Annotated in this window: 17 protein-coding genes; 14 read left to right on the plus strand and 3 right to left on the minus strand. The window is 68.3% G+C overall.

What is annotated here, in order from left to right:
• The first annotated feature begins 27 nt into the window (after positions 1-27).
• The 8 genes from ahcY to secA all read left to right on the plus strand — a co-directional run bounded on the left by ahcY (position 28) and on the right by secA (position 11,030).
• Positions 28-1,497, plus strand: coding sequence for an adenosylhomocysteinase (gene ahcY / locus ACQR3U_RS15200; protein WP_006550214.1), 1,470 nt, complete (start codon positions 28-30; stop codon positions 1,495-1,497).
• Between the two features lie 56 nt (positions 1,498-1,553).
• On the plus strand, positions 1,554-2,219 hold the full coding sequence (locus ACQR3U_RS15205; protein ID WP_230810827.1) for a dTMP kinase: 666 nt from the start codon (positions 1,554-1,556) through the stop codon (positions 2,217-2,219).
• A 5-nt stretch (positions 2,220-2,224) separates the two neighbouring features.
• Positions 2,225-2,905, plus strand: a complete 681-nt coding sequence (gene mtrA / locus ACQR3U_RS15210) for an MtrAB system response regulator MtrA (protein WP_269065772.1) — start codon at positions 2,225-2,227, stop codon at positions 2,903-2,905.
• A gap of 68 nt (positions 2,906-2,973) precedes the next feature.
• Positions 2,974-4,623 carry an MtrAB system histidine kinase MtrB gene (gene mtrB / locus ACQR3U_RS15215; protein WP_019288499.1) on the plus strand — a complete coding sequence of 550 codons (1,650 nt, stop codon included), beginning with the start codon at positions 2,974-2,976 and terminating at the stop codon, positions 4,621-4,623.
• The gene (gene lpqB, locus ACQR3U_RS15220) at positions 4,620-6,404 is read left to right on the plus strand and encodes an MtrAB system accessory lipoprotein LpqB (protein ID WP_230810826.1); all 1,785 of its coding nucleotides are present in this window, start codon (positions 4,620-4,622) and stop codon (positions 6,402-6,404) included. Before mtrB ends, lpqB begins: the two co-directional genes overlap by 4 nt.
• Positions 6,405-6,456: 52 nt before the next feature.
• The gene (locus ACQR3U_RS15225; protein WP_230810825.1) at positions 6,457-7,101 is read left to right on the plus strand and encodes a ComF family protein; all 645 of its coding nucleotides are present in this window, start codon (positions 6,457-6,459) and stop codon (positions 7,099-7,101) included.
• 235 nt (positions 7,102-7,336) lie between these two features.
• Complete coding sequence (hpf, locus tag ACQR3U_RS15230) at positions 7,337-8,005, plus strand: ribosome hibernation-promoting factor, HPF/YfiA family (protein WP_230810824.1); 669 nt, start codon at positions 7,337-7,339, stop codon at positions 8,003-8,005.
• Between the two features lie 184 nt (positions 8,006-8,189).
• Entirely contained in the window at positions 8,190-11,030 is a 2,841-nt protein-coding gene (gene secA / locus ACQR3U_RS15235) for a preprotein translocase subunit SecA (protein WP_230810836.1), read from the plus strand.
• 164 nt (positions 11,031-11,194) lie between these two features.
• Here the strand turns inward: secA and ACQR3U_RS15240 are convergent, their stop codons facing one another.
• Entirely contained in the window at positions 11,195-11,746 is a 552-nt protein-coding gene (locus tag ACQR3U_RS15240; RefSeq protein ID WP_230810823.1) for an Rv3235 family protein, read from the minus strand.
• A 174-nt stretch (positions 11,747-11,920) separates the two neighbouring features.
• On the opposite strand from ACQR3U_RS15240, the gene ACQR3U_RS15245 reads away from it, so the two are divergent.
• The 6 genes from ACQR3U_RS15245 (at position 11,921) to ACQR3U_RS15270 (ending at position 18,185) form a co-directional block, all read left to right on the plus strand.
• The gene (locus ACQR3U_RS15245; RefSeq protein ID WP_024101497.1) at positions 11,921-12,409 is read left to right on the plus strand and encodes an HAD-IA family hydrolase; all 489 of its coding nucleotides are present in this window, start codon (positions 11,921-11,923) and stop codon (positions 12,407-12,409) included.
• The gene (locus tag ACQR3U_RS15250; protein ID WP_026061398.1) at positions 12,406-13,815 is read left to right on the plus strand and encodes a WS/DGAT/MGAT family O-acyltransferase; all 1,410 of its coding nucleotides are present in this window, start codon (positions 12,406-12,408) and stop codon (positions 13,813-13,815) included. The genes ACQR3U_RS15245 and ACQR3U_RS15250 overlap by 4 nt, the downstream gene beginning before the upstream one ends.
• A gap of 3 nt (positions 13,816-13,818) precedes the next feature.
• A complete protein-coding gene (locus tag ACQR3U_RS15255) occupies positions 13,819-14,328 on the plus strand; it encodes a DUF6912 family protein (RefSeq protein WP_230810822.1) in 510 nt (169 codons plus the stop codon).
• A 110-nt stretch (positions 14,329-14,438) separates the two neighbouring features.
• Complete coding sequence (locus ACQR3U_RS15260) at positions 14,439-15,569, plus strand: ferredoxin reductase (protein WP_019288492.1); 1,131 nt, start codon at positions 14,439-14,441, stop codon at positions 15,567-15,569.
• A 31-nt stretch (positions 15,570-15,600) separates the two neighbouring features.
• Positions 15,601-16,914: a fatty acid desaturase family protein gene (locus ACQR3U_RS15265; protein WP_230810821.1), complete on the plus strand. Its 1,314-nt coding sequence runs from the start codon at positions 15,601-15,603 to the stop codon at positions 16,912-16,914.
• A 35-nt stretch (positions 16,915-16,949) separates the two neighbouring features.
• On the plus strand, positions 16,950-18,185 hold the full coding sequence (locus ACQR3U_RS15270) for a fatty acid desaturase family protein (RefSeq protein WP_230810820.1): 1,236 nt from the start codon (positions 16,950-16,952) through the stop codon (positions 18,183-18,185).
• Between the two features lie 74 nt (positions 18,186-18,259).
• On the opposite strand, the gene rsgA is transcribed toward ACQR3U_RS15270, so the two are convergent.
• Positions 18,260-19,279: a ribosome small subunit-dependent GTPase A gene (gene rsgA, locus ACQR3U_RS15275; protein ID WP_219129282.1), complete on the minus strand. Its 1,020-nt coding sequence runs from the start codon at positions 19,277-19,279 to the stop codon at positions 18,260-18,262.
• Positions 19,246-20,532 carry a 3-phosphoshikimate 1-carboxyvinyltransferase gene (gene aroA / locus ACQR3U_RS15280; RefSeq protein ID WP_033097204.1) on the minus strand — a complete coding sequence of 429 codons (1,287 nt, stop codon included), beginning with the start codon at positions 20,530-20,532 and terminating at the stop codon, positions 19,246-19,248. The genes rsgA and aroA overlap by 34 nt, the downstream gene beginning before the upstream one ends.
• Between the last annotated feature and the right edge of the window lie 25 nt (positions 20,533-20,557).

The raw sequence follows: 20,557 nt of genomic DNA on the forward strand, positions 1-20,557 counted from the left end.
TCTGCCGACAGGAAGAGGCATCTGCACGTGTCTGACACCACGCTCGTAGCCGACCGGGTCAACGGTCTCGATTTCAAGGTCGCCGATCTGTCCCTCGCCGAGTTCGGGCGCAAGGAGATCCGGCTCGCCGAACACGAGATGCCGGGCCTGATGGCGCTGCGTCGCGAGTACGCGGAGGTGCAGCCGCTGAAGGGCGCACGGATCTCCGGCTCGCTGCACATGACGGTCCAGACCGCTGTGCTCATCGAAACGCTCGTCTCCCTCGGCGCGCAGGTGCGCTGGGCGTCATGCAACATCTTCTCCACCCAGGACCACGCCGCCGCGGCCGTCGTCGTCGGCCCGCACGGCACCCCCGAGGAGCCCAAGGGCGTCCCGGTGTTCGCCTGGAAGGGCGAGACCCTCGAAGAGTACTGGTGGGCGGCCGAGCAGATGCTCACCTGGCCCGGCGAACCCGCCAACATGATCCTCGACGACGGCGGCGACGCCACGATGCTCGTGCTCAAGGGCGCCCAGTTCGAGAAGGCCGGCGTCGTCCCGCCGAGCGACGAAGAGCAGGACTCCGCAGAGTACAAGGTCTTCCTCGAGCTGCTGCGCCGCTCGCTCGCGGCCGACTCGAAGAAGTGGACCACCGTCGCCGAGTCCGTCAAGGGCGTCACGGAGGAGACCACCACGGGCGTCCTGCGCCTGTACCAGCTCTCCGCGGCCGGCGAGCTCGCGTTCCCCGCGATCAACGTCAACGACTCGGTCACCAAGAGCAAGTTCGACAACAAGTACGGCACCCGGCACTCGCTGCTCGACGGCATCAACCGCGGTACCGACGTCCTCATCGGCGGCAAGGCCGCGCTCGTGTGCGGTTACGGCGACGTCGGCAAGGGCTGCGCCGAGGCCCTGCGCGGCCAGGGCGCACGCGTCTCGGTCACCGAGGTCGACCCGATCAACGCCCTGCAGGCCATGATGGACGGCTACGACGTCGTGACGGTCGAGGACTTCATCGGCCAGGCCGACATCGTCATCACCGCCACGGGCAACAAGGACATCATCACCTTCGAGCACATGAAGGCGATGAAGCACCAGGCCATCCTCGGCAACATCGGCCACTTCGACAACGAGATCGACATGGCCGGCCTCGAGCGGGCCGCCGACGTCACGCGGATCAACATCAAGCCGCAGGTCGACGAGTTCACCTTCGCCGACGGCCATTCGATCATCGTCCTGTCGGAGGGCCGCCTGCTCAACCTGGGCAACGCCACGGGCCACCCCTCCTTCGTGATGAGCAACTCGTTCGCCAACCAGGTGATCGCCCAGATCGAGCTGTGGACCAAGCCCGACCAGTACGACAACGAGGTCTACCGCCTGCCCAAGCACCTCGACGAGAAGGTCGCGAAGATCCACGTCGAGGCACTCGGCGGACAGATCACGAAGCTGACCAAGGAGCAGGCCGAGTACATCGGCGTCGACGTCGAGGGCCCGTACAAGCCCGAGCACTACCGCTACTGATCCCGGCAACTCGACGGGAACGCAGAGCGCATGAGTGATCGGAAATCACAGGGCACATGGGTGATCTGATCGTCGTCGAGGGTCTCGATGGGGCCGGCAAGCGGACCTTGTCCGCCGGTCTCGTCGAGACCTGGCGCGAGGCTGGACGGAAGGTCGCGACGCTGGCCTTCCCGCGGTACGGGCAGTCGATCCACGCCGATCTGGGCGCGGAGGCGTTGCGCGGGCAGCACGGCGACACCGCCTCGAGCGTCGAGGCGATGGCGTTGCTGTGGGCGCTCGACCGTCGCGATGCTGCCGACGAGCTGCGGAAGCTGCTCGCCGACAACGATATCGTGCTGCTCGACCGGTACGTCGCGTCCAACGCCGCGTACACCGCGGCGCGCCGGAACCAGGATGCGCCCGGCCCGGCGGTGGAGTGGATCCGCCGTCTCGAGTTCGAACGGTTCGGGCTTCCGGTGCCCGATCTGCAGGTGCTGCTCCGTGTTCCGGTCGCCCTCGCCGCCGAGCGTGCCCGTAACCGCGCCGCGACCGAGGTCGACCGCGATCGCGACGCCTACGAGCGCGATGCCGGTCTGCAGGAGCGCACCGGCGCGGTCTACGACGGGCTCGCGCAGCAGCAGTGGATGTCTCCGTGGGAGGTCGCAGGCCCGCAGACCTCCCCGCGACAACTCGCCGTTGACATCTCAAATCTGCTTCACGACGTTCGAGGGGTGACACGATAGAGGCTATGAAGCCGAGGATTCTGGTAGTCGACGACGACACCGCGCTGGCCGAGATGCTCACGATCGTGCTGCGCGGCGAGGGATTCGAACCGTTCGTGGTGGGGGACGGCACTCAGGCGCTGGGTGCCGTGCGCGAGATCCGGCCAGACCTCGTCCTGCTCGATCTCATGCTCCCCGGCATGAACGGCATCGACGTGTGCCGTGTGCTCCGCGCGGATTCCGGTGTGCCGATCGTGATGCTCACCGCCAAGTCCGACACCGTCGACGTCGTGCTCGGCCTCGAATCGGGCGCCGACGACTACTACATCGTCAAGCCGTTCAAGCCGAAGGAGCTCGTCGCACGCGTGCGGGCCCGGCTGCGTCGCACCGAGCAGGAACCGGCGGAGGTCCTGAACATCGGGGACATCACCATCGACGTCCCCGCCCACAAGGTCACCCGCGGCGACGAGGCGATCTCGCTCACGCCCCTCGAGTTCGACCTGCTCGTGGCGCTCGCACGCAAGCCGCGCCAGGTGTTCACCCGTGAGGTCCTGCTCGAGCAGGTCTGGGGCTACCGGCACGCCGCCGACACCCGGCTCGTGAACGTCCACGTCCAGCGTCTGCGCGCGAAGGTCGAGAAGGATCCCGAGAATCCCGAGGCGGTGCTCACGGTGCGGGGGGTCGGCTACAAGGCCGGACCGCCGTGATTCGAACCTACCGGCTTCGGCGGCGTATCACGCGTAGGACGCTGCCGCTGGTGAGGTGGTCGCGGTCGATGAGCAGCCGACTCGCGCACACCTGGCGACGATCCCTGCAGCTCCGGGTCGTGACCTCGACCCTCACGCTGTCGCTGATCGTCATGTTCGTGCTCGGAGTGGTACTCACGAGCCAGATCACCGACCGACTGCTCGAAGTGAAGATCGACGCGGCGACCGAGGAGATGGATCGCTCGCGCGCACTCGTCGAGGGACAACTCGCGGGCGCCGACGACTCCGGTTCGCTCGCGGTCCGCCTCGACGGTGCCGCGGCGATCCTCACCAGCCGTGGCAGCGACGGGGGACAGGACACCGGCGTCGCCGGAACCTTCGACCCCGTCCTGATCGTTCCCGGCGACGGTCCGCGGGCCCCCACCTCGAGCGGGCCCGCCGACCAGATCCCGCAGAACCTGCGTGCCTTCGTCCAGAACGGGCAGATCGCGTACCAGTTCGCGACGGTCGCCGATCCCGACGGCTACACCGGGCCGGCCCTGATCATGGGCAGCCCCACCGACTCCGACATCTCGACACTCGAGCTGTATCTCGTCTTCCCGCTCGGCGGTGAGGAACGCACCCTCGCCCTCGTCCGCGGCACCCTGCTCGTCGGTGCCGTGGTCCTGCTCGTGCTGCTGGCCGCGATCTCGATGATCGTCGCGCGGCAGGTCGTGCTGCCCATCCGGTCGGCCTCCCGGATCGCCGTGCGCTTCGCCGACGGACGGCTCAAGGAACGCATGCCGGTCCGCGGTGAGGACGACATGGCGCGCCTGGCGATGTCGTTCAACGAGATGGCCGAGAGCCTGTCGCGGCAGATCACCCAGCTCGAGGAGTACGGCAACCTGCAGAAACGGTTCACCTCCGATGTGAGCCACGAACTGCGCACCCCGCTCACGACCGTCCGTATGGCCGCCGACCTCATCCACGACGGCAGCGACGAGCTCGACCCCGTCCTCAAGCGGTCCTCCGAACTGCTCGTCGCCGAACTCGACCGCTTCGAGAGCCTCCTCAACGATCTGCTCGAGATCAGCCGGCACGACGCGGGTGTCGCCGAACTCGCCTCCGAACGACTCGATCTGCGGATGTGCGCGCGTGCGGCCGTCTCGACCGTGCGGCACCTCGCCCGCGAGACCGCCACCGAGCTCATCGTCGACCTTCCGGACGAGTCCGTCGAGGCCGACGTCGATCCGCGCCGCGTCGAACGCATCCTGCGCAACCTGCTCGCCAACGCGATCGATCACGGCGAGGGCAAACCCATCCTGCTGCGGTTGCGCGCCGACGACGCGGCCGCGGCCTTCGTCGTGCGCGATCAGGGCGTGGGCCTGCGACCGGGGGAGGAGAAACTCGTCTTCAACCGGTTCTGGCGCTCCGATCCGTCGCGGGTCCGGCGCTCCGGCGGCACCGGCCTCGGTCTCGCGATCAGCGTCGAGGACGCCAACCTGCACAACGGCAAGCTCGAAGCGTGGGGCGAACCGGGACGAGGTGCCAGCTTCCGGCTCACCCTCCCGCGCGAACGCGGACGTAAGGTGGGTCGCAGCCCCCTGCCTCTCGTGCCCAGCGCCGCGAAGGCCGTACAGGGCAAGCCCCCGCCGGGTGACGACACCCCGGAGCGGCCTTCGACGGGAGAGATCCCGACCGACCCTGCGAGCACATCGTCCGAAGGAGCCAATACATGAGCCGCTCGACTCCGCGTGCAGCGGGCGTGCTCGTCGTACTCCTGACCGTGGCCGGACTCGTGCTGTCGGGATGCGCCACGCTGCCGGATTCGTCGTCACCGCAGGCCATCGGAACCCTTGAACGCGGCCCCGCGACCACCGAGGTCGCCGCTCCCGTGCCCGGTCGCGAACCCGACCTGCTCCTGCGCGACTTCCTGCAGGCGAGCACGGATCCGACCAACCGCCACCGCGCGGCCCGGCAGTTCCTCACCCCCACGATGTCCGAGTCCTGGGACGACGCTGCGAGCGCGACGATCGTCGACAAGGTCGACGTCCTCGTCGAGGAACGCGACGGCGACAGCGCCACCTACGTGGTGCGGGCCAGCACCGTCGGCTACCTCGAGGAGGGAGGCATCTACCGTCCCGCCGACGGGGAGTTCGAGGCGCGGTTCTCCCTGGTCCGCACGGACGGGGAGTGGCGCATCGACCGGTTGCCGGCCGGCGTCATCATGGACCGCCCGCGCTTCCTCAACACCTATCAGCGCCGCTCTCTGTACTTCCTCGACCCGACCGGCACCGCCGTCGTCCCCGACCCCCGCTGGATCACGGGTACCCCCGAACAGACGGCGTCGCAGTTGATCGGGTTGCTCGTCGAAGGGCCGAAAGAGGTCCTCGCACCTGCGGTCAAGAATCTCCTCGAGGACGTCACCGTCATCGGCTCGGTGACGAAGGCGGACGGCCGCACGACCGACGTCGGCGTCGGACTCGGCGGTATCCGCATCGACTTCCAGGGGGTCGGCTCGATGGGCCGGCAGGATCGCGAACTGCTCGCCGCGCAGGTGATCTGGACCCTCGCCAACGCAGACATCAGCGGCCCGTACCAGCTCCTCGCCGACGGCCAGCCCCTCGACGAACGGTTCCCGAACGGGTGGACCACCGCCGACGTGGCATCGATGAACCCCCTTGCCGCATCGAGCGTGACGGTGGGCCTGCACGCGCTGCTCGACGGGACGCTGGTAAGCGTCGCCGAGACCGGCGTGACACCGGTCCGCAGCTTCTTCGGCATGTCCGACGATCTGCAGTCCGTCGCCTTGTCGCTGGACGGGGAACTCGTCGCCGCCGTCGAGAACACCGGGAAACCGGCACCGGAGCCGGCCGTGCAGCTGATGGTCGGTGCCTACAGCGAAGGCGCTGCCGAACCCGCGGTCGACGGGGAGTCGATCACCCGGCCGTCCTGGTCACCGAACAACAACTCGGTGTGGGCCGTCGTCAACGGCACGGCGGTAGTGCGTGCGGTGCGCGAGCCCGGCACGGGGCGGGTCACCGTGGTCGGCGTCGAAGCGGGTGCGATCCGTGCCCTCGGGGGCCGCATCACCGAGCTGCGCCTGTCGCGCGACGGTGTCCGCGCCGCCCTGATCATCGACGGACGGGTCTTCGTCGCGACGGTCGTACCGACCACGACCGGCGAGTACTCGCTCGCCAACCCGCGCGAGATCGGCTTCGGCCTCGGCGGTCCCGCGCTCGCCTTGGACTGGAGCACGGCCGACACGATGGTCGTCTCCCGAGCGTCGACCGACGTGCCTGTCGTGCAGGTCGCGGTGGACGGCTCACGCATCGACGCACTCCCGAGCCGCAATCTCACCCCTCCGGTGGTGGCCGTGGAGGCGTCGACGGCCAGCGAGTTCGTCGCCGATTCCCGGACGGTCTTCCAGCTCAACAACCGCGATCCCGCGGGCGACCGGTACTGGCGCGAGGTACCCGGACTGGCCGGGATGGCGGCGATCCCGGTCCTTCCCGGCTAGAGCGTGCCGACGGTGACGCCCAGGCGTCGGTGACTTCGGGCACACTCCCGGTGTGCTCACCGCCTTTCTCGATCTCGTCCTGCCCGCCCGGTGCGGTGGGTGCGCCGTTCCCGGAGCGAGCTGGTGCCGGGCGTGCGCACGCGAGCTCTCCGATCACCCCGTGGCCGTCGCGCCGCGCGTCGACCCTGGGACCCCGGTGTGGAGCCTGGGCCCGTACACCGGCCCCAGGCGCCGCGCGGTGATCGTCGCGAAGGAGCGTGCCCGCCGGGATCTCGCCGAGCCGCTCGGGCTCGCGTGGGCCGTCGCGATCGCGCGGCTGCGCCGATGGAGCGAGCTGCCCGAGGGTCCCTTGATCGTGACGCCCGCCCCCACCCGGACGCGTGCGGCGCGGGCACGCGGAGGCGATCCCGTCACGCGTGCCGCCCGGGCCGCCGCGACCCACGACCGTCGCCTCCACGTGCATCCGATCCTGAGTGTGGCGGCCGGGGTGCGTGATTCGGTGGGGCTCTCGGCAGCCGACAGGCAGCGCAACCTCGCCGGCCGTGTCGGGGTGCGCGCCGACGGTCTGCCGCGCACGATCCCGGTCCTCGTCGTCGACGACGTGCTCACCACCGGAACCACCGCGCGCGAGTCGGTGCGGGCACTCCGACGCGCCGGATTCGACCCTCTCGGAGTGCTCGTGATCGCGCACGCGTGAGCCCGCGGACGGGCCCGGAAAGTACCTCACCGAGTGACCGGAAGGCGACGCGATGGGAAATCGCGCGGGAACGGTGGCACACCTCCGCGTTACGTACTACCGTCGCCATCAGACCCGGAAACAACAAGGTAGACGGGTGGAAACGCCTGTTCTTCCGATTCCGGGTGAGCGCGCTCTCGCGCTCATACATCATGCCGGCGCGCGGGCTGCGCCGGCCGTAACTCGGGAGGTACGCGTGACGACCCCTTCGAAGTCCAGAGGTTCCGTTGCAGAGGCCGATGCAGCCACGGAAGGCCCACGTGCCGACGTTGTCGTGAAAGGACGCAACGTCGAGGTCCCCGATCACTTCCGGATCTACGTCTCCGAGAAACTCGCTCGGCTCGAACGTTTCGATCCGACGATCTTCATCTTCGACGTCGAGTTGCAACACGAACGCAACAGGCGTCAGAGGAAGAGTTGTCAGCGGGTCGAGATCACTGCCCGCGGAAAGGGACCTGTCGTACGCGCCGAGGCCAGTGCAGACAGCTTCTACGCTGCCTTCGAGTCTGTGATCAGCAGGCTCGAATCGCGCCTGCGACGGACGAAGGAGCGCCGCAAGGTCTCCTACGGTGAGAAGACGCCCGTGTCCGTGGCGGAAGCCACCGCGGCCCTCGCCCAGGATGACGAGCTCGCGATCTCGCCCGACCTGTCGCTCGGCGACAGCGAGAAGGAGCCTCAGGACGGTCCCGGTCGCATCGTCCGGACGAAGGAACACAACGCTGCGCCGATGACCGTCGACGACGCCCTCTACGAGATGGAACTCGTCGGTCACGACTTCTACCTGTTCCACGACAAGGAGACGGACAAGCCGTCCGTGGTCTACCGGCGACACGCCTTCGACTACGGTCTGATCAGGCTCGTGTGACACTGCAGGGAGTGACCGAAGGCACCTCGCCATCGCGGTCACTCCCGCGCAGCGCCTACCATGGAATCCGGCCGGGGTCCGACAAGGCCTCGGCCGGATTTCTTGTCCGTGCAGGTACCCGAGATTGAGGACGAACACACCAGTGCTGTCGCTGACGAAGCTGCTCCGGATCGGTGAAGGTCGCATGGTCAAGCGGCTCAAGCACATCGCCGAGCATGTCGATTCCCTCTCCCCGGACTTCGAGGCCCTGACCGACGCCGAGCTCCGGGCCAAGACGGACGAGTTCCGGAGCCGCTACCAGGACGGCGAGACGCTCGACGATCTGCTTCCGGAAGCCTTCGCGACCGCCCGGGAGGCGTCCTTCCGTGTGCTCGGCCAGAAGCACTATCTCGTCCAGATCATGGGTGGCGCGGCGCTGCACTTCGGCAACATCTCCGAGATGAAGACCGGTGAGGGCAAGACCCTCACCTGCGTGCTGCCGGCCTACCTCAACGCGATCTCCGGCGACGGCGTCCACGTCGTCACCGTGAACGACTACCTCGCCAAGCGCGACGCCGAGTGGATGGGCCGCGTGCACCGTTCCCTCGGACTCGAGACCGACGTGATCCTGTCCGGCATGACCCCGGCCCAGCGCCGCGCGGCCTACTCCGCGGACATCACCTACGGCACCAACAACGAGTTCGGTTTCGACTACCTGCGCGACAACATGACGCACTCGCTCGACGATCTCGTCCAGCGTGGCCACAACTTCGCGATCGTCGACGAGGTCGATTCGATCCTCATCGACGAGGCCCGGACCCCGCTGATCATCTCGGGTCCCGCCGACGCGTCGAGCAAGTGGTACTCCGAGTTCGCGCGCATCGCCAAGCTGCTCAAGCCCGAGGTGCACTACGAGATCGACATCCGCAAGCGGACCGTCGGTGTGCACGAGGCCGGCGTCGAGTTCGTCGAGGACCAGCTCGGCATCGACAACCTGTACGAGGCGGCCAACTCGCCGCTGGTGAGCTACCTCAACAACGCCATCAAGGCCAAGGAGCTCTACGCCAAGGACAAGGACTACATCGTCCGCAACGGCGAGGTCGTCATCGTCGACGAGTTCACCGGCCGCGTCCTGTCGGGCCGCCGCTACAACGAGGGCATGCACCAGGCGATCGAGGCAAAGGAAGGCGTCGAGATCAAGGCCGAGAACCAGACGCTCGCCACGATCACGCTGCAGAACTACTTCCGCCTGTACGACAAGCTGTCGGGCATGACCGGTACGGCCGAGACCGAGGCCGCCGAGCTCCACCAGATCTACAGCCTGGGTGTCATCCCGATCCCGACCAACCGCCCGATGGTGCGCGTCGACCAGGGCGATCTGATCTACAAGACCGAGGAAGCGAAGTTCGCGGCCGTCGTCGACGACGTCGTCGAGCGTCACGAGAAGGGCCAGCCGGTCCTCATCGGTACGACGAGCGTCGAGCGGTCGGAATACCTGTCGCGACAGTTCACCAAGCGCGGTGTGCCGCACAGCGTGCTCAACGCGAAGTTCCACGAGCAGGAAGCGCAGATCATCGCGCAGGCCGGCCGGTCCGGCGCGGTGACGGTCGCGACGAACATGGCCGGTCGCGGTACCGACGTCGTGCTCGGCGGCAACCCCGATATCCTCGCCGACATCGAGCTGCGCAAGCGCGGCCTCGACCCGGTCAACACGCCGGACGAGTACGAGGCGGCTTGGGACGAGACCCTCGAGCGGATCAAGGCCGAGTCGAAGGCCGACGCCGAGAAGGTGCGAGCGGCCGGTGGCCTGTATGTGCTCGGCACCGAACGGCACGAGTCGCGTCGTATCGACAACCAGCTCCGTGGCCGTTCCGGTCGTCAGGGCGATCCGGGCGAGTCGCGGTTCTACCTCTCGCTCGGCGACGAGTTGATGCGACGCTTCAACGGCGCCGCGCTCGAGTCGATCATGACGCGACTGAACCTGCCCGACGACGTGCCGATCGAGGCGAAGATGGTCTCCAAGGCCATCAAGAGCGCGCAGACGCAGGTCGAGCAGCAGAACTTCGAGATCCGCAAGAATGTCCTCAAGTACGACGAGGTGATGAACCAGCAGCGCACCGTCATCTACGAGGAGCGTCGCCGGATCCTGCGCGGCGAGGACCTCGAGGGTCAGGTGCAGCACATGCTCACCGACGTGATCACCGCCTACGTCGACGGTGCGACCGCCGAGGGCTACGTCGAGGACTGGGATCTCGAGCAGCTGTGGACGGCGCTCAAGACCCTCTACCCGGTGGGTGTCGACCACAAGACGCTCGTCGCCGAGAACGAGGACCTCGACCGCAACGGTCTGCTCGAGGTCCTTCTCGAGGACGCCCGCGCCGCCTACGCACGTCGCGAGGCCGAACTCGAGGCCATTGCCGGTGAGAACGCGATGCGCGAACTCGAGCGTCGCGTGCTGTTGTCGGTTCTCGACCGCAAGTGGCGCGAGCACCTCTACGAGATGGACTACCTCAAGGAGGGCATCGGCCTGCGCGCGATGGCGCAGCGTGATCCGCTCGTCGAGTACCAGCGCGAGGGCTTCGACATGTTCACCGCGATGCTCGAGGGTCTGAAGGAGGAATCGGTCGGATTCCTGTTCAACCTCCAGGTCGAGGCCGCGCAACAGCAGCAGGCCGCGGGTGTGGCGGTCACGCCGGCCTCTGCGGCGGCCGCCGCGCAGGCGTCCCCGAGCCTCGCCAAGGCTGCTCCCGCGCGACCCGCACAGCCGGCCCCGACGGCACAACAGGCACAGCCGGCCCCGGCGGCACAACAGGCACAGCCGGCTCCGGCGGCGCAGGCGGAGCCCGCACCGGCCGCGCTGCGGGCCAAGGGTCTCGACGAGACCGAGCGGCGTCTGACCTACACCGGTCCCGACGAGGACGGCCGCGCCCACGTCGCGCGTACGACCGCCGGTTCCGACGCGCGCTCCGCGCCCAGGCAGGCGGGCACCCGCAAGGAGCGTCGTGCCGCGGCCCGGCGCGATGCGAAGACCAACCGGCGACGCTGAACGCGCTGAGTCGAAGACTCACGTAGGCGCTGAGTCGAAGACTCACGTAGGCGCTGAGTCGAAGACTCACGTAGGCGCTGAGTCGAAGACTCACGTAGGCGCTGAGTCGAAGGCTCACGTAGGCGCTGAGTCGAGGACTCACGATCACCCCACGACCCTGTGGCTCACCCGAGCCACAGGGTCGTGATCGTCCAGCGGTGCGGAGCACGAGGACGGGGACGCTTGCGCACCATCCGGCCGGCGAAGGCGAACACCCGGTCCCCGCGACCGTAGCTGCCGAACAGTTCCACGGTGTCGGCGTCGACGGGACGCACCCGCGTCCGCAGCAGTATCGCGGTGCTGCGTCCGGCACGCGGAGGCCGGCCCGCGGTGATCGTCGCGACGAGACGCGGATCGAGGACCGTGGTGGACTGCACCGCGGGACGGCGGCCGTCGACGACCTCGAGGACCAGGCGCACCGCCGTCTCCGCGGCCCGCACGACACCCGGATCGAGCACGATCGCGGGTCGGTCGCTCGGCCCTGTGGCCGGGCCTTCGATGCTCGGGCCCTCGGCCGGACGTCCGGTTCCGTCGCGGCGGAGCGTGGCGCGTCCCGAGCGTCCGTCGTGCGGCGTGGGCCGACGGGCGACGTGGCTGCGGGGACGGTGGCAGCTCTCCTCGACCGGAGGTTCGAGGCGGGTGAGGCGGCGCACGTAGCGCCCGGTGTGATGCGACATGGGCTCTCCCGAAGGGCATGAGAACGGATCGTCACGGTGACACCGTGACGGCGGATCGGTTCGGGAGAGGACGAACCGCGCACATGATGCCACATCTCCGGGCGACGGTCCCGGTTCGACGCGCGCGGGATGCGCTGCGCGAGCAGGATATCCAGGACCTACGGTGGTGTCGTGATGCGAGGACTCGTACTCGACGTCGGTGGCGTCCTGGTCGGGCCGGGAAGCGACCCCGACACCTTCGGCGCGGCCGTGACGGTCCTGCGCGCGCGTGGGGTGCGGACCGCCCTGCTGAGCAACGATCCCGGTGGGCCCGGAGCGCAGTGGCTGCGCGATCTCGAGGGTCCGTTCGTCGACCGCGTGGTGCTCTCGGGTGACGCACGTGTCGCCAAACCCGACCCCGAGAGCTACCTGCTGGTCGCCCGGCTGCTGGACCTCGAACCCGGCGAGTGCGTCTTCGTCGACGATTCGGTCGGCAATGTGCGAGGCGCCGCCGCTGCGGGGATGGTCGGCGTACACCATGATGGTTCACACGACGCGCCGGGCGAACTGGCCGTACTCTTCGATCTCGATCCCGAGGAGATCGGGAGCGGAGCCACGGACGGCGCCGAGTCGTGGTGGCGATGTTCGGGAGGTTCGGGTCAGGAGGGGGAACGGGGTCGATGACGAGCCGGATGACGGCGCAGGACGCGTCGTACTACTACCTGGAGACGAGCAACACGCCGATGCACGTCGGGTCGCTCGCGATCCTCGAACCCCCCGAGGGCGGTCTCGACTACGAGAGCGTGCTGCGGTTGGTCGAGCAGCGACTGCCCGAGGTGCCCCGTTACCGGAAGAAGGTGCGGGAGGTCGCATTCGGGCTCTCGCGACCCGTGTGGGTCGACGACCGCGATTTCGACATCACCTACCACGTGCGGCGCTCCGCGCTGCCGAAACCCGGCTCCGACGAACAGCTGCACGACCTCGTCGCGCGTCTGGTCTCGCGACCGCTCGACCGCACGCGACCGCTCTGGGAGATGTATCTCGTCGAGGGGCTCGCGAACGATCGGGTGGCGCTGTTCACGAAGTCGCATTCGGCGCTCGTCGACGGCGAGGAGGCCCTCGACATCGTCCAGGTGCTCTTCGACAAGGAGCCGGTGCCGCGTGAGGTCCCCGAGGAATTGTGGATGCCCGAACGCGAACCGTCGGAGTCCGCTCTGCTCGTCGGAGCGCTCGCCGAACTCGTCGCGCGCCCGGGGGAGGGGATCGCCGCCGTGCGATCGGCCGTGGGCGATCTCACGGCGACCCTCACCGAGACCGTCGACGCCGTCGGCCGGATCGCCCGCACGGCAGCGCAGTCGGCGCCCGAGACTCCGCTGAACACGCAGATCTCGAGGAGCCGTCGGTTCTCCGTGGTGCGCTCCGATCTGGAGCCCTACCGCAAGATCCACTCCCGCTACGGCTGCACGATCAACGACGTGGTGCTCGCGGTCCTCGCCGGCGCGTTGCGGTACTGGCTGCTCTCCCGCGGGGAGCCGGTCACCGAGGCGACGGTGGTGCGGGCGATGGTCCCGATGTCGGTGTACACCCAGGATCCGGACGACTGCGGCGACAACGACACGATCCAGGTGCACCCGCAGGGCGAGGTGTCGTCCTTCCTGCTGGATCTGCCGGTGGGGGAGCCGAACGCGGTGGTCCGGTTGTCGCACATCGCGCATGCGGGCGAGGCCTACTCGCGGCAGCGGCGGCGGGTGGCGGCGCAGACGATGGTCCGCTTGTCGGGCTTCGCCCCGGCGACGATGCACGCGGTGGGAGCCCGGGTCGCGATGGGTTTCTCGCAGCGAATGTTCAACCTCATGATCACCAATGCGCCCGGTCCGCAGCACCCGCTCTACCTCACCGGAGCCCGGCTGCTCGAGATCTTCCCGGTCTCGCCGCTGCTGAAGAATCAGGCCCTGAGCATCGCGTTGACGTCCTACGACGGCAAGATCTACTACGGTTTGAATGCGGATCGTGATGCGATGCCCGATGTGGACGTGGCAGCGACGCTGATCCAGGAATCTCTCGAGGAGTTGACGGATGCCGGCAGGTGAGAAGTGACGCGTGTCTATGTACCGGCAACGCTCGCGATGTTGCAGGGCCTCGTCGCCGACGGTGAGGTCGACGCGGTGGGCCGGACGGCCTTCGCGGTGACCCCCGCTCTGCGCGAGGCCTACACGGCGGGCGACGACGAGGAGCTCGCCGAGGTCGCTATGGCCGAGGCGGCACGCGCGTCGCTGCGGTTGCTCGGGTCGGAGGAGCCGAACGATCGTCCGTCCTTCGCGTCGCGTCGGGTGGTGATCGCGGCCGACGTCGACGAGGTGAAGCCGCGACCGGATCTCGACGATGCGGTCGTCAAGCTCGCCGGGCCGATCACGATGCGTGCGGTTGCGTCGGTGCACATCGACCTGCAGGAGGCGGAGGCCGACGTCGCGCGGGCACGCGAGATCGTCGATGCCGCCGAACTGGGCGACGAGGAGGCCGAGTTCGTCCTCGGCGACGCGGAGGACCACGAACTGGCGTGGTACGCGGCCCAGGAACTGCCCTTCCTCCTCGAACTGCTCTGACCTCGCATATCGCCACGTCATAGGTGTGACGACCGTCTCTTGCTCAACCTACGCTTCCGTAACCTCTGATAACCTACGGAGCCGTAACCGGAGTGAGGAGAAACGGTCGGATGGGCCTGAAGGAATGGATCGAGAAGCCTGCGGCACACGTCGCGCCAGGGGAGAAGTCGCTCTCCAACGTCCTGCGTGGCGCGGTGGCCCGGCTGACCACCCCTCTGCTCCCCGACGACTACCTGCATCTGGTCAACCCGCTGTGGTCCGCCCGTGAACTGCGCGGGCGCATCGTCTCGGTGCGCCAGGAGACCCCCGATTCCGCGACGATCGTCATCCGTCCCGGCTGGGGCTTCGACTTCGGATACGCGCCCGGCCAGTACATCGGCATCGGTCTGCATGTCGACGGTCGCTGGCACTGGCGCTCCTACTCGCTGACCTCCTCGCCCACCTGGGACGACAAGGTCATCTCCATCGCCGTGAAGGCGATGCCCGAGGGTTTTCTGTCCAGCCACCTCGTCGGTGGGGTTCCCGAGGGCACCGTCGTGCGCCTCGCCGCCCCGAAGGGCGATTTCGTCCTGCCCGACCCGCCGCCGGCGAAGATCCTCTTCCTCACGGCCGGCAGTGGCATCACGCCGATCATGTCGATGCTGCGGACGCTCGACCGGCGTGCGGTCGAGCGCGAACTCGACCTGCCCGACGTTGTGCACCTCCACTCCGCGCCGACGGCCGAGAACGTGATGTTCCGGTCCGAACTCGAGCGTTTCGACGCCACCCACGATCGCTTCCGCGTGCACGTGCGTCACACCCGTGAGAAGGGCAAGTTCGCGCTCTCGGAGCTCGACGAGGTGTGCCCCGACTGGCGCGAGCGTCAGACCTGGGCGTGCGGTCCCCAGCAGATGCTCGACGACATCACCGCGCACTGGGCCGCGGAGGGCATCGAGGATCAGGTCCACCTCGAGCGCTTCGCCGTCAGCCGCGCCGACACCTCTGGCTCGGGCGGAACGATCACGTTCGCGAAGTCCGGCAAGACCGTCACTGTGGACGGCGCCACGACGATTCTCGAGGCCGGTGAGAGCGTCGGTGCGCTGATGCCTTTCGGTTGCCGCATGGGAATCTGTCAGACTTGTGTCGTGCCGCTCGAGAAGGGGCACGTCGTCGATCTGCGATCCGGCAAGGAGCACGCAGAAGGCGAACGCGTCCAGACCTGCATCTCCGCCGCTGCCGGCGACTGCACACTGGACGTGTAGACACCGACAGCAAACCTCCGAAGGATCCCGCTTGGCCATCACCGACATCCGCGCGTTCTCTCATCTGACCGAAGACGACATCGTTGCTCTTGCAAACGAATTCGACGCGATTCGACGGGATGTGGAGAATTCGCGCGGCCCGCGGGACGCCCGCTACATCCATTCCGTCATCCGTGCGCAGCGTGTGCTGGAGGTGGTCGGACGCTGCGCGCTGTTCGGTTCGCGTCGACGGTCGCGCTGGATCGTCGGTACCGCTGCGCTGTCGCTCGCGAAGATCATCGAGAACATGGAACTCGGGCACAACGTGATGCACGGGCAGTGGGACTGGATGAACGACCCCGAGATCCACTCGACATCGTGGGAATGGGATCAGACCGGTCCGTCCGAGCACTGGAAGCGCGCCCACAACTACGCGCACCACACCTACACGAACATCGTGGGCATGGACGAGGACGTGGGATTCGGCATCCTGCGGATGACGCGCGACGAGAAGTGGCGTCCGCGCAATCTCGCGCAGCCGATCGCGAACATCGTCCTCGCGCTGACCTTCGAGTGGGGGATCGCGCTGCACGACCTCTCGGCGAAGAAGGAACTCGAGGGCGTCCCGCCCGTGCAGTGGAATTCGGGGCCCAACAAGGAATTCGCAGCGAAGGCCGGCCGGCAGGTCGTCAAGGACCTGGTGTTCTTCCCGGCGCTCACCGGGCCGGCCTGGCGCAGCACGTTGTCGGCGAACCTCACCGCGAACGTGATCCGCAACATCTGGGCGTATCTCGTGATCTTCTGCGGCCACTTCCCCGACGGCGCAGAGAAGTTCACGACCGAGCACTACGAGAACGAGACGCGCGGAGAGTGGTATCTGCGCCAGTTGCTCGGTAGCGCAAACATTTCCGGTGGGCGTGCGATGGATTTCCTCACCGGGAATCTCAGTTATCAGATCGAGCATCACCTGTTCCCGGACTTGCCGAGCAACCGCTACCCGGAGATCGCCGCCCGTGTACGGGCGCTGTGCGGCAAGTACGACCTGCCGTACACGACCGGTTCGCTCGCCCGGCAGTACTGGCTCGCCCTGCGCACGATCCACAAGCTCGCGTTGCCCGACCGATTCCTCAAGGCGACGGCCGACGACGCCCCCGAGACCTCCTCCGAGCGCAAGTTCGACAGGTGGCGCCCGGAGGCGCCCGCGGTGGTCACCGAGGCGTCCACCGGACGTCGCCGGGGTCTGCTCACGGCGCTGCGGGTCCATGCCGAGCATGCGGTAGCAGAACGTCGTCGTCGCCTGGTGAATCGGGTCACCGGCGACCTTCCGTCACTCTGTGATTCGCGCCACAGCTCCGAATCCGGCTAACCTACGGGACCGTAACCTACGGTAGGGTAGCCCGCATGGCGATATCGGATGTCAAGGAGTACGCGCACCTGACGGAGGCGGACGTCGAGGCCATCGGCCGCGAACTCGACGCCATCCGGCACGATATCGAGGAGTCCCGCGGTGAGCGCGACGCTCGGTACGTCCGCAACACGATCCGGCTGCAGCGCGGCCTCGAGATCGGCGGGCGCATCGTGCTGCTCGGCTCGAACAAGCGTCCGCTGTGGCTGCTGGGCACGGGCATGCTCTCCCTGTCGAAGATCATCGAGAACATGGAACTCGGGCACAATGTGATGCACGGGCAGTGGGACTGGATGAACGACCCCGAGGTGCACTCGGCCAACTGGGAGTGGGACAACGTCGACCCGTCGGCGCACTGGAAGATCACCCACAACTACCTGCATCACAAGTACACCAACATCCTCGGCATGGACGACGATGTGGGATACGGCCTGCTGCGCGTCACCCGCGACCAGCGATGGAAGCCGTTCTACCTCGGCAACGTCGCGTACAACGCCATCCTCGCAGCGCTGTTCCAGTACGGCATCGCCATCCAGCTGCTCGAGCTCGGCAAGGTCGTCCAGGGGCGCGACGACCGCGAGCTCACCAAGGCACGCGGCAAGGAGGTGCTCGCCAAGCTCGGCAAACAGCACCTCAAGGACTACGTGATCTATCCGGCGCTCACCGGCAAGTCCTGGAAGTCCACGATGAGGGCCAACGCCACGGCCAACTTCGTGCGCAACATCTGGACCAACGCGGTGATCTTCTGCGGTCACTTCCCGGACGGTGCGGAGAAGTTCACGAAGCAGGACATCGAGACCGAGACGCGTGCCGAGTGGTACCTGCGTCAGATGCTCGGCTCCGCGAACATCTCCGGCGGTAAGGTCATGGACTTCATGACCGGCAACCTGAGCTACCAGATCGAGCACCACATCTACCCCGACCTGCCGTCCAACCGGTACGCGGAGATCGCGGTGCGCGTGCGTGAGCTGTGCGAGAAGTACGACCTGCCGTACACCACCGGCCCGCTCGCGGTGCAGTACTGGAAGTCCTGGCGCACCATCGCCAAGCTGTCGCTGCCCGACAAGTACCTCAAGGACGACCGCGACGCCGCCCCGGAGACCGCTTCCGAGCGGGGCTTCGGCGGAGCGCCGGAGATCGATCCGGCCACCGGCCGCCGCGTGGGTCTGGCCACCACCATCGAGAAGACACGCAAGCGCGGATTCGTCCGCCGCGCGCTCGGCATGCGCTGACGGTCACGAGAACGAGCACGAACCCCGGCACCTACAGGTGCCGGGGTTCGTGCGTTCGGCCGGGGTTCGTCGGTTCACCAGGGGTCGTTGGACGCGAGCGCCGTGAGCAGTTCGCGCACGGCCATCGCCCGGTTGTGCGACTTGCCCTCCAACGAGTCGAAGGCACATTCGGGATCGGCGGGCGGGCCGAGATGCGTGCACCCGCGCGGGCAGTCCTCGACCGCTTCGGCCAGGTCCCCGAACGCCGCGACGACGTCGTCGGGCCCGATGTGCGCGAGCCCGAACGACCGGATGCCCGGGGTGTCGACCACCCACCCGCCCTCGGGCAGATGCAGGGCCACCGACTGGGTGGAGGTGTGGCGTCCCTTGCCCACCCCGGAGACCTCGCCGGTGGCGCGGTCGGCGTCGGGGACGAGCCTGTTCACCAGTGTCGACTTGCCGACCCCCGAGTGCCCGATCAGGGCGGTCACGCGACCGTCGATCCGCTCGTGCAGGGCGGTGAGATCGTCGTCCCGTCCGACGAGCAGCACCGGGATGTCGAGATCCGCGAAGTGCGCGGCGAACTCGTCGGGATCGGCGAGGTCGCTCTTGGTCAGTCCCAGCAGGGGAGCGAGACCGCCGGCATAGGCCGCGACGAGTGCGCGTTCGACGAGTCCGGTCCGTGGTGGGGGATCGGCGAGCGCGACCACGATGAGCAGCTGTTCGGCATTGGCGACGACGATGCGCTCGAACGGATCGGTGTCGTCGGCCGTGCGCCGCAGGACGGTGCTGCGGTCCTCGACCCGCACGATGCGCGCGAGCGTGTCGGGGCGACCGGAGAGATCGCCGACGACACCCACCTGATCGCCCACCACGATCGGGGTCCGGCCGAGCTCGCGTGCCCGCATCGTCGTCACGATCCGGTCGGGATCACCGCCGAGCGCGACACCCCACCGCCCGCGGTCGACGGAGACGACCATGCCCTCCTCGGCATTGCGGTGGGCCGGGCGGTCCTTCGTGCGCGGCCGCGAGCCGCGCCCGGGGCGGACCCGGACGTCGGACTCGTCGTACTCCCGCCGCCTCAGGAGTCGCTCCCCGTCAGCAGCGACTCCCACAGGCCTTCGAAATCGGGGAGCGTCTTGGCAGTGGTGCCGATGTCCTCGACCTCGATCCCGTCGACGACGAGCCCGAGGATCGCACCGGCCGTGGCCATCCGGTGGTCGGCGTAGGAGTGCCAGATACCACCGTGCAGCGGCGTCGGCTCGATGTGCAGGCCGTCCTCGGTCTCGGTGATCGAACCCCCGAGACGACCGATCTCGGTGGCGAGCGCCGCCAGCCGGTCGGTCTCGTGACCGCGCAGGTGCGCGATACCGCGCAGGTCGGAGGGCGAGGCGGCGACCGCGGCGAGGGCCGCGACGGTCGGCGCCAGCTCGCCGACGTCGTGCAGGTCCACGTCGATGCCTCGCAATTCGCCCGGGCCGCGCACGGTCAGCGTCCCGTCGGCCCACGTCACCTCGGCGCCCATCTGCTCGAGGATGCCGCGGATCGCGTCGCCGGCCTGGGTGGTCGACTCGGGCCACAGGGGCACCGAGACGACACCACCGGTGACCGCCGCGGCCGCGAGGAAGGGCGTGGCGTTCGACAGGTCGGGCTCGACGGTGACGTCGACGGCCTTGATCGTCGTCGGGGGCACCCGCCAGGTGTCGGTCTCGGAGGTGTCGACGGGGACCCCGGCCGTTCGGAGCATCTCGACCGTCATCTCGATGTGCGGCATCGACGGCACCGGTTCACCGGCGTGGCGGACCACCACGCCCTCGTCGAAGGCGGCCCCGGACAGCAGCAGACCCGAGACGAACTGCGAGGACGCGGAAGCGTCGATGGTCACGGAACCGCCGCGCACCGCACCGCGGCCGTGCACGGTGAAGGGCAGCCGGTCGCCGTCGATGTCGGCGCCGAGGGCGCGCAGGGCGTCGAGCACGGTGCTCATCGGGCGGACGCGGGCCTGTTCGTCGCCGTCGAACCGCACGTCGCCGTCGGCCAGTGCGGCCAGCGGCGGTACGAACCGCATGACGGTGCCGGCCAGTCCGCAGGCGACCTCGCCTCCGCGCAGGGGGCCGGGGGTCACGTCGAGGGTGGTGCCGCCGTCGCGCTCGGTGACGGTCGTGCCGAGCGTGCGCAGGGCCCCGATCATCAGGTCGGTGTCGCGGCTGCGCAGCGCGCCGGTCAGGGTGGACGGCCCGTCGGCGAGTGCGGCCAGGATCAGGGCACGGTTGGTGATCGACTTCGATCCCGGCAGCGTCACCGACGCTCGAACCGGGGACACGGCGCGGGGTGCTCTCCACAGACTCACCCGACCATCTTCGCCCATCCGGACCGGTGCGGGCACCCTCGCC

The organism is Rhodococcus sp. IEGM1339, assembly GCF_050321925.1.
In the GTDB taxonomy this organism is placed as follows: Bacteria; Actinomycetota; Actinomycetes; order Mycobacteriales; family Mycobacteriaceae; genus Rhodococcus; species Rhodococcus pyridinivorans.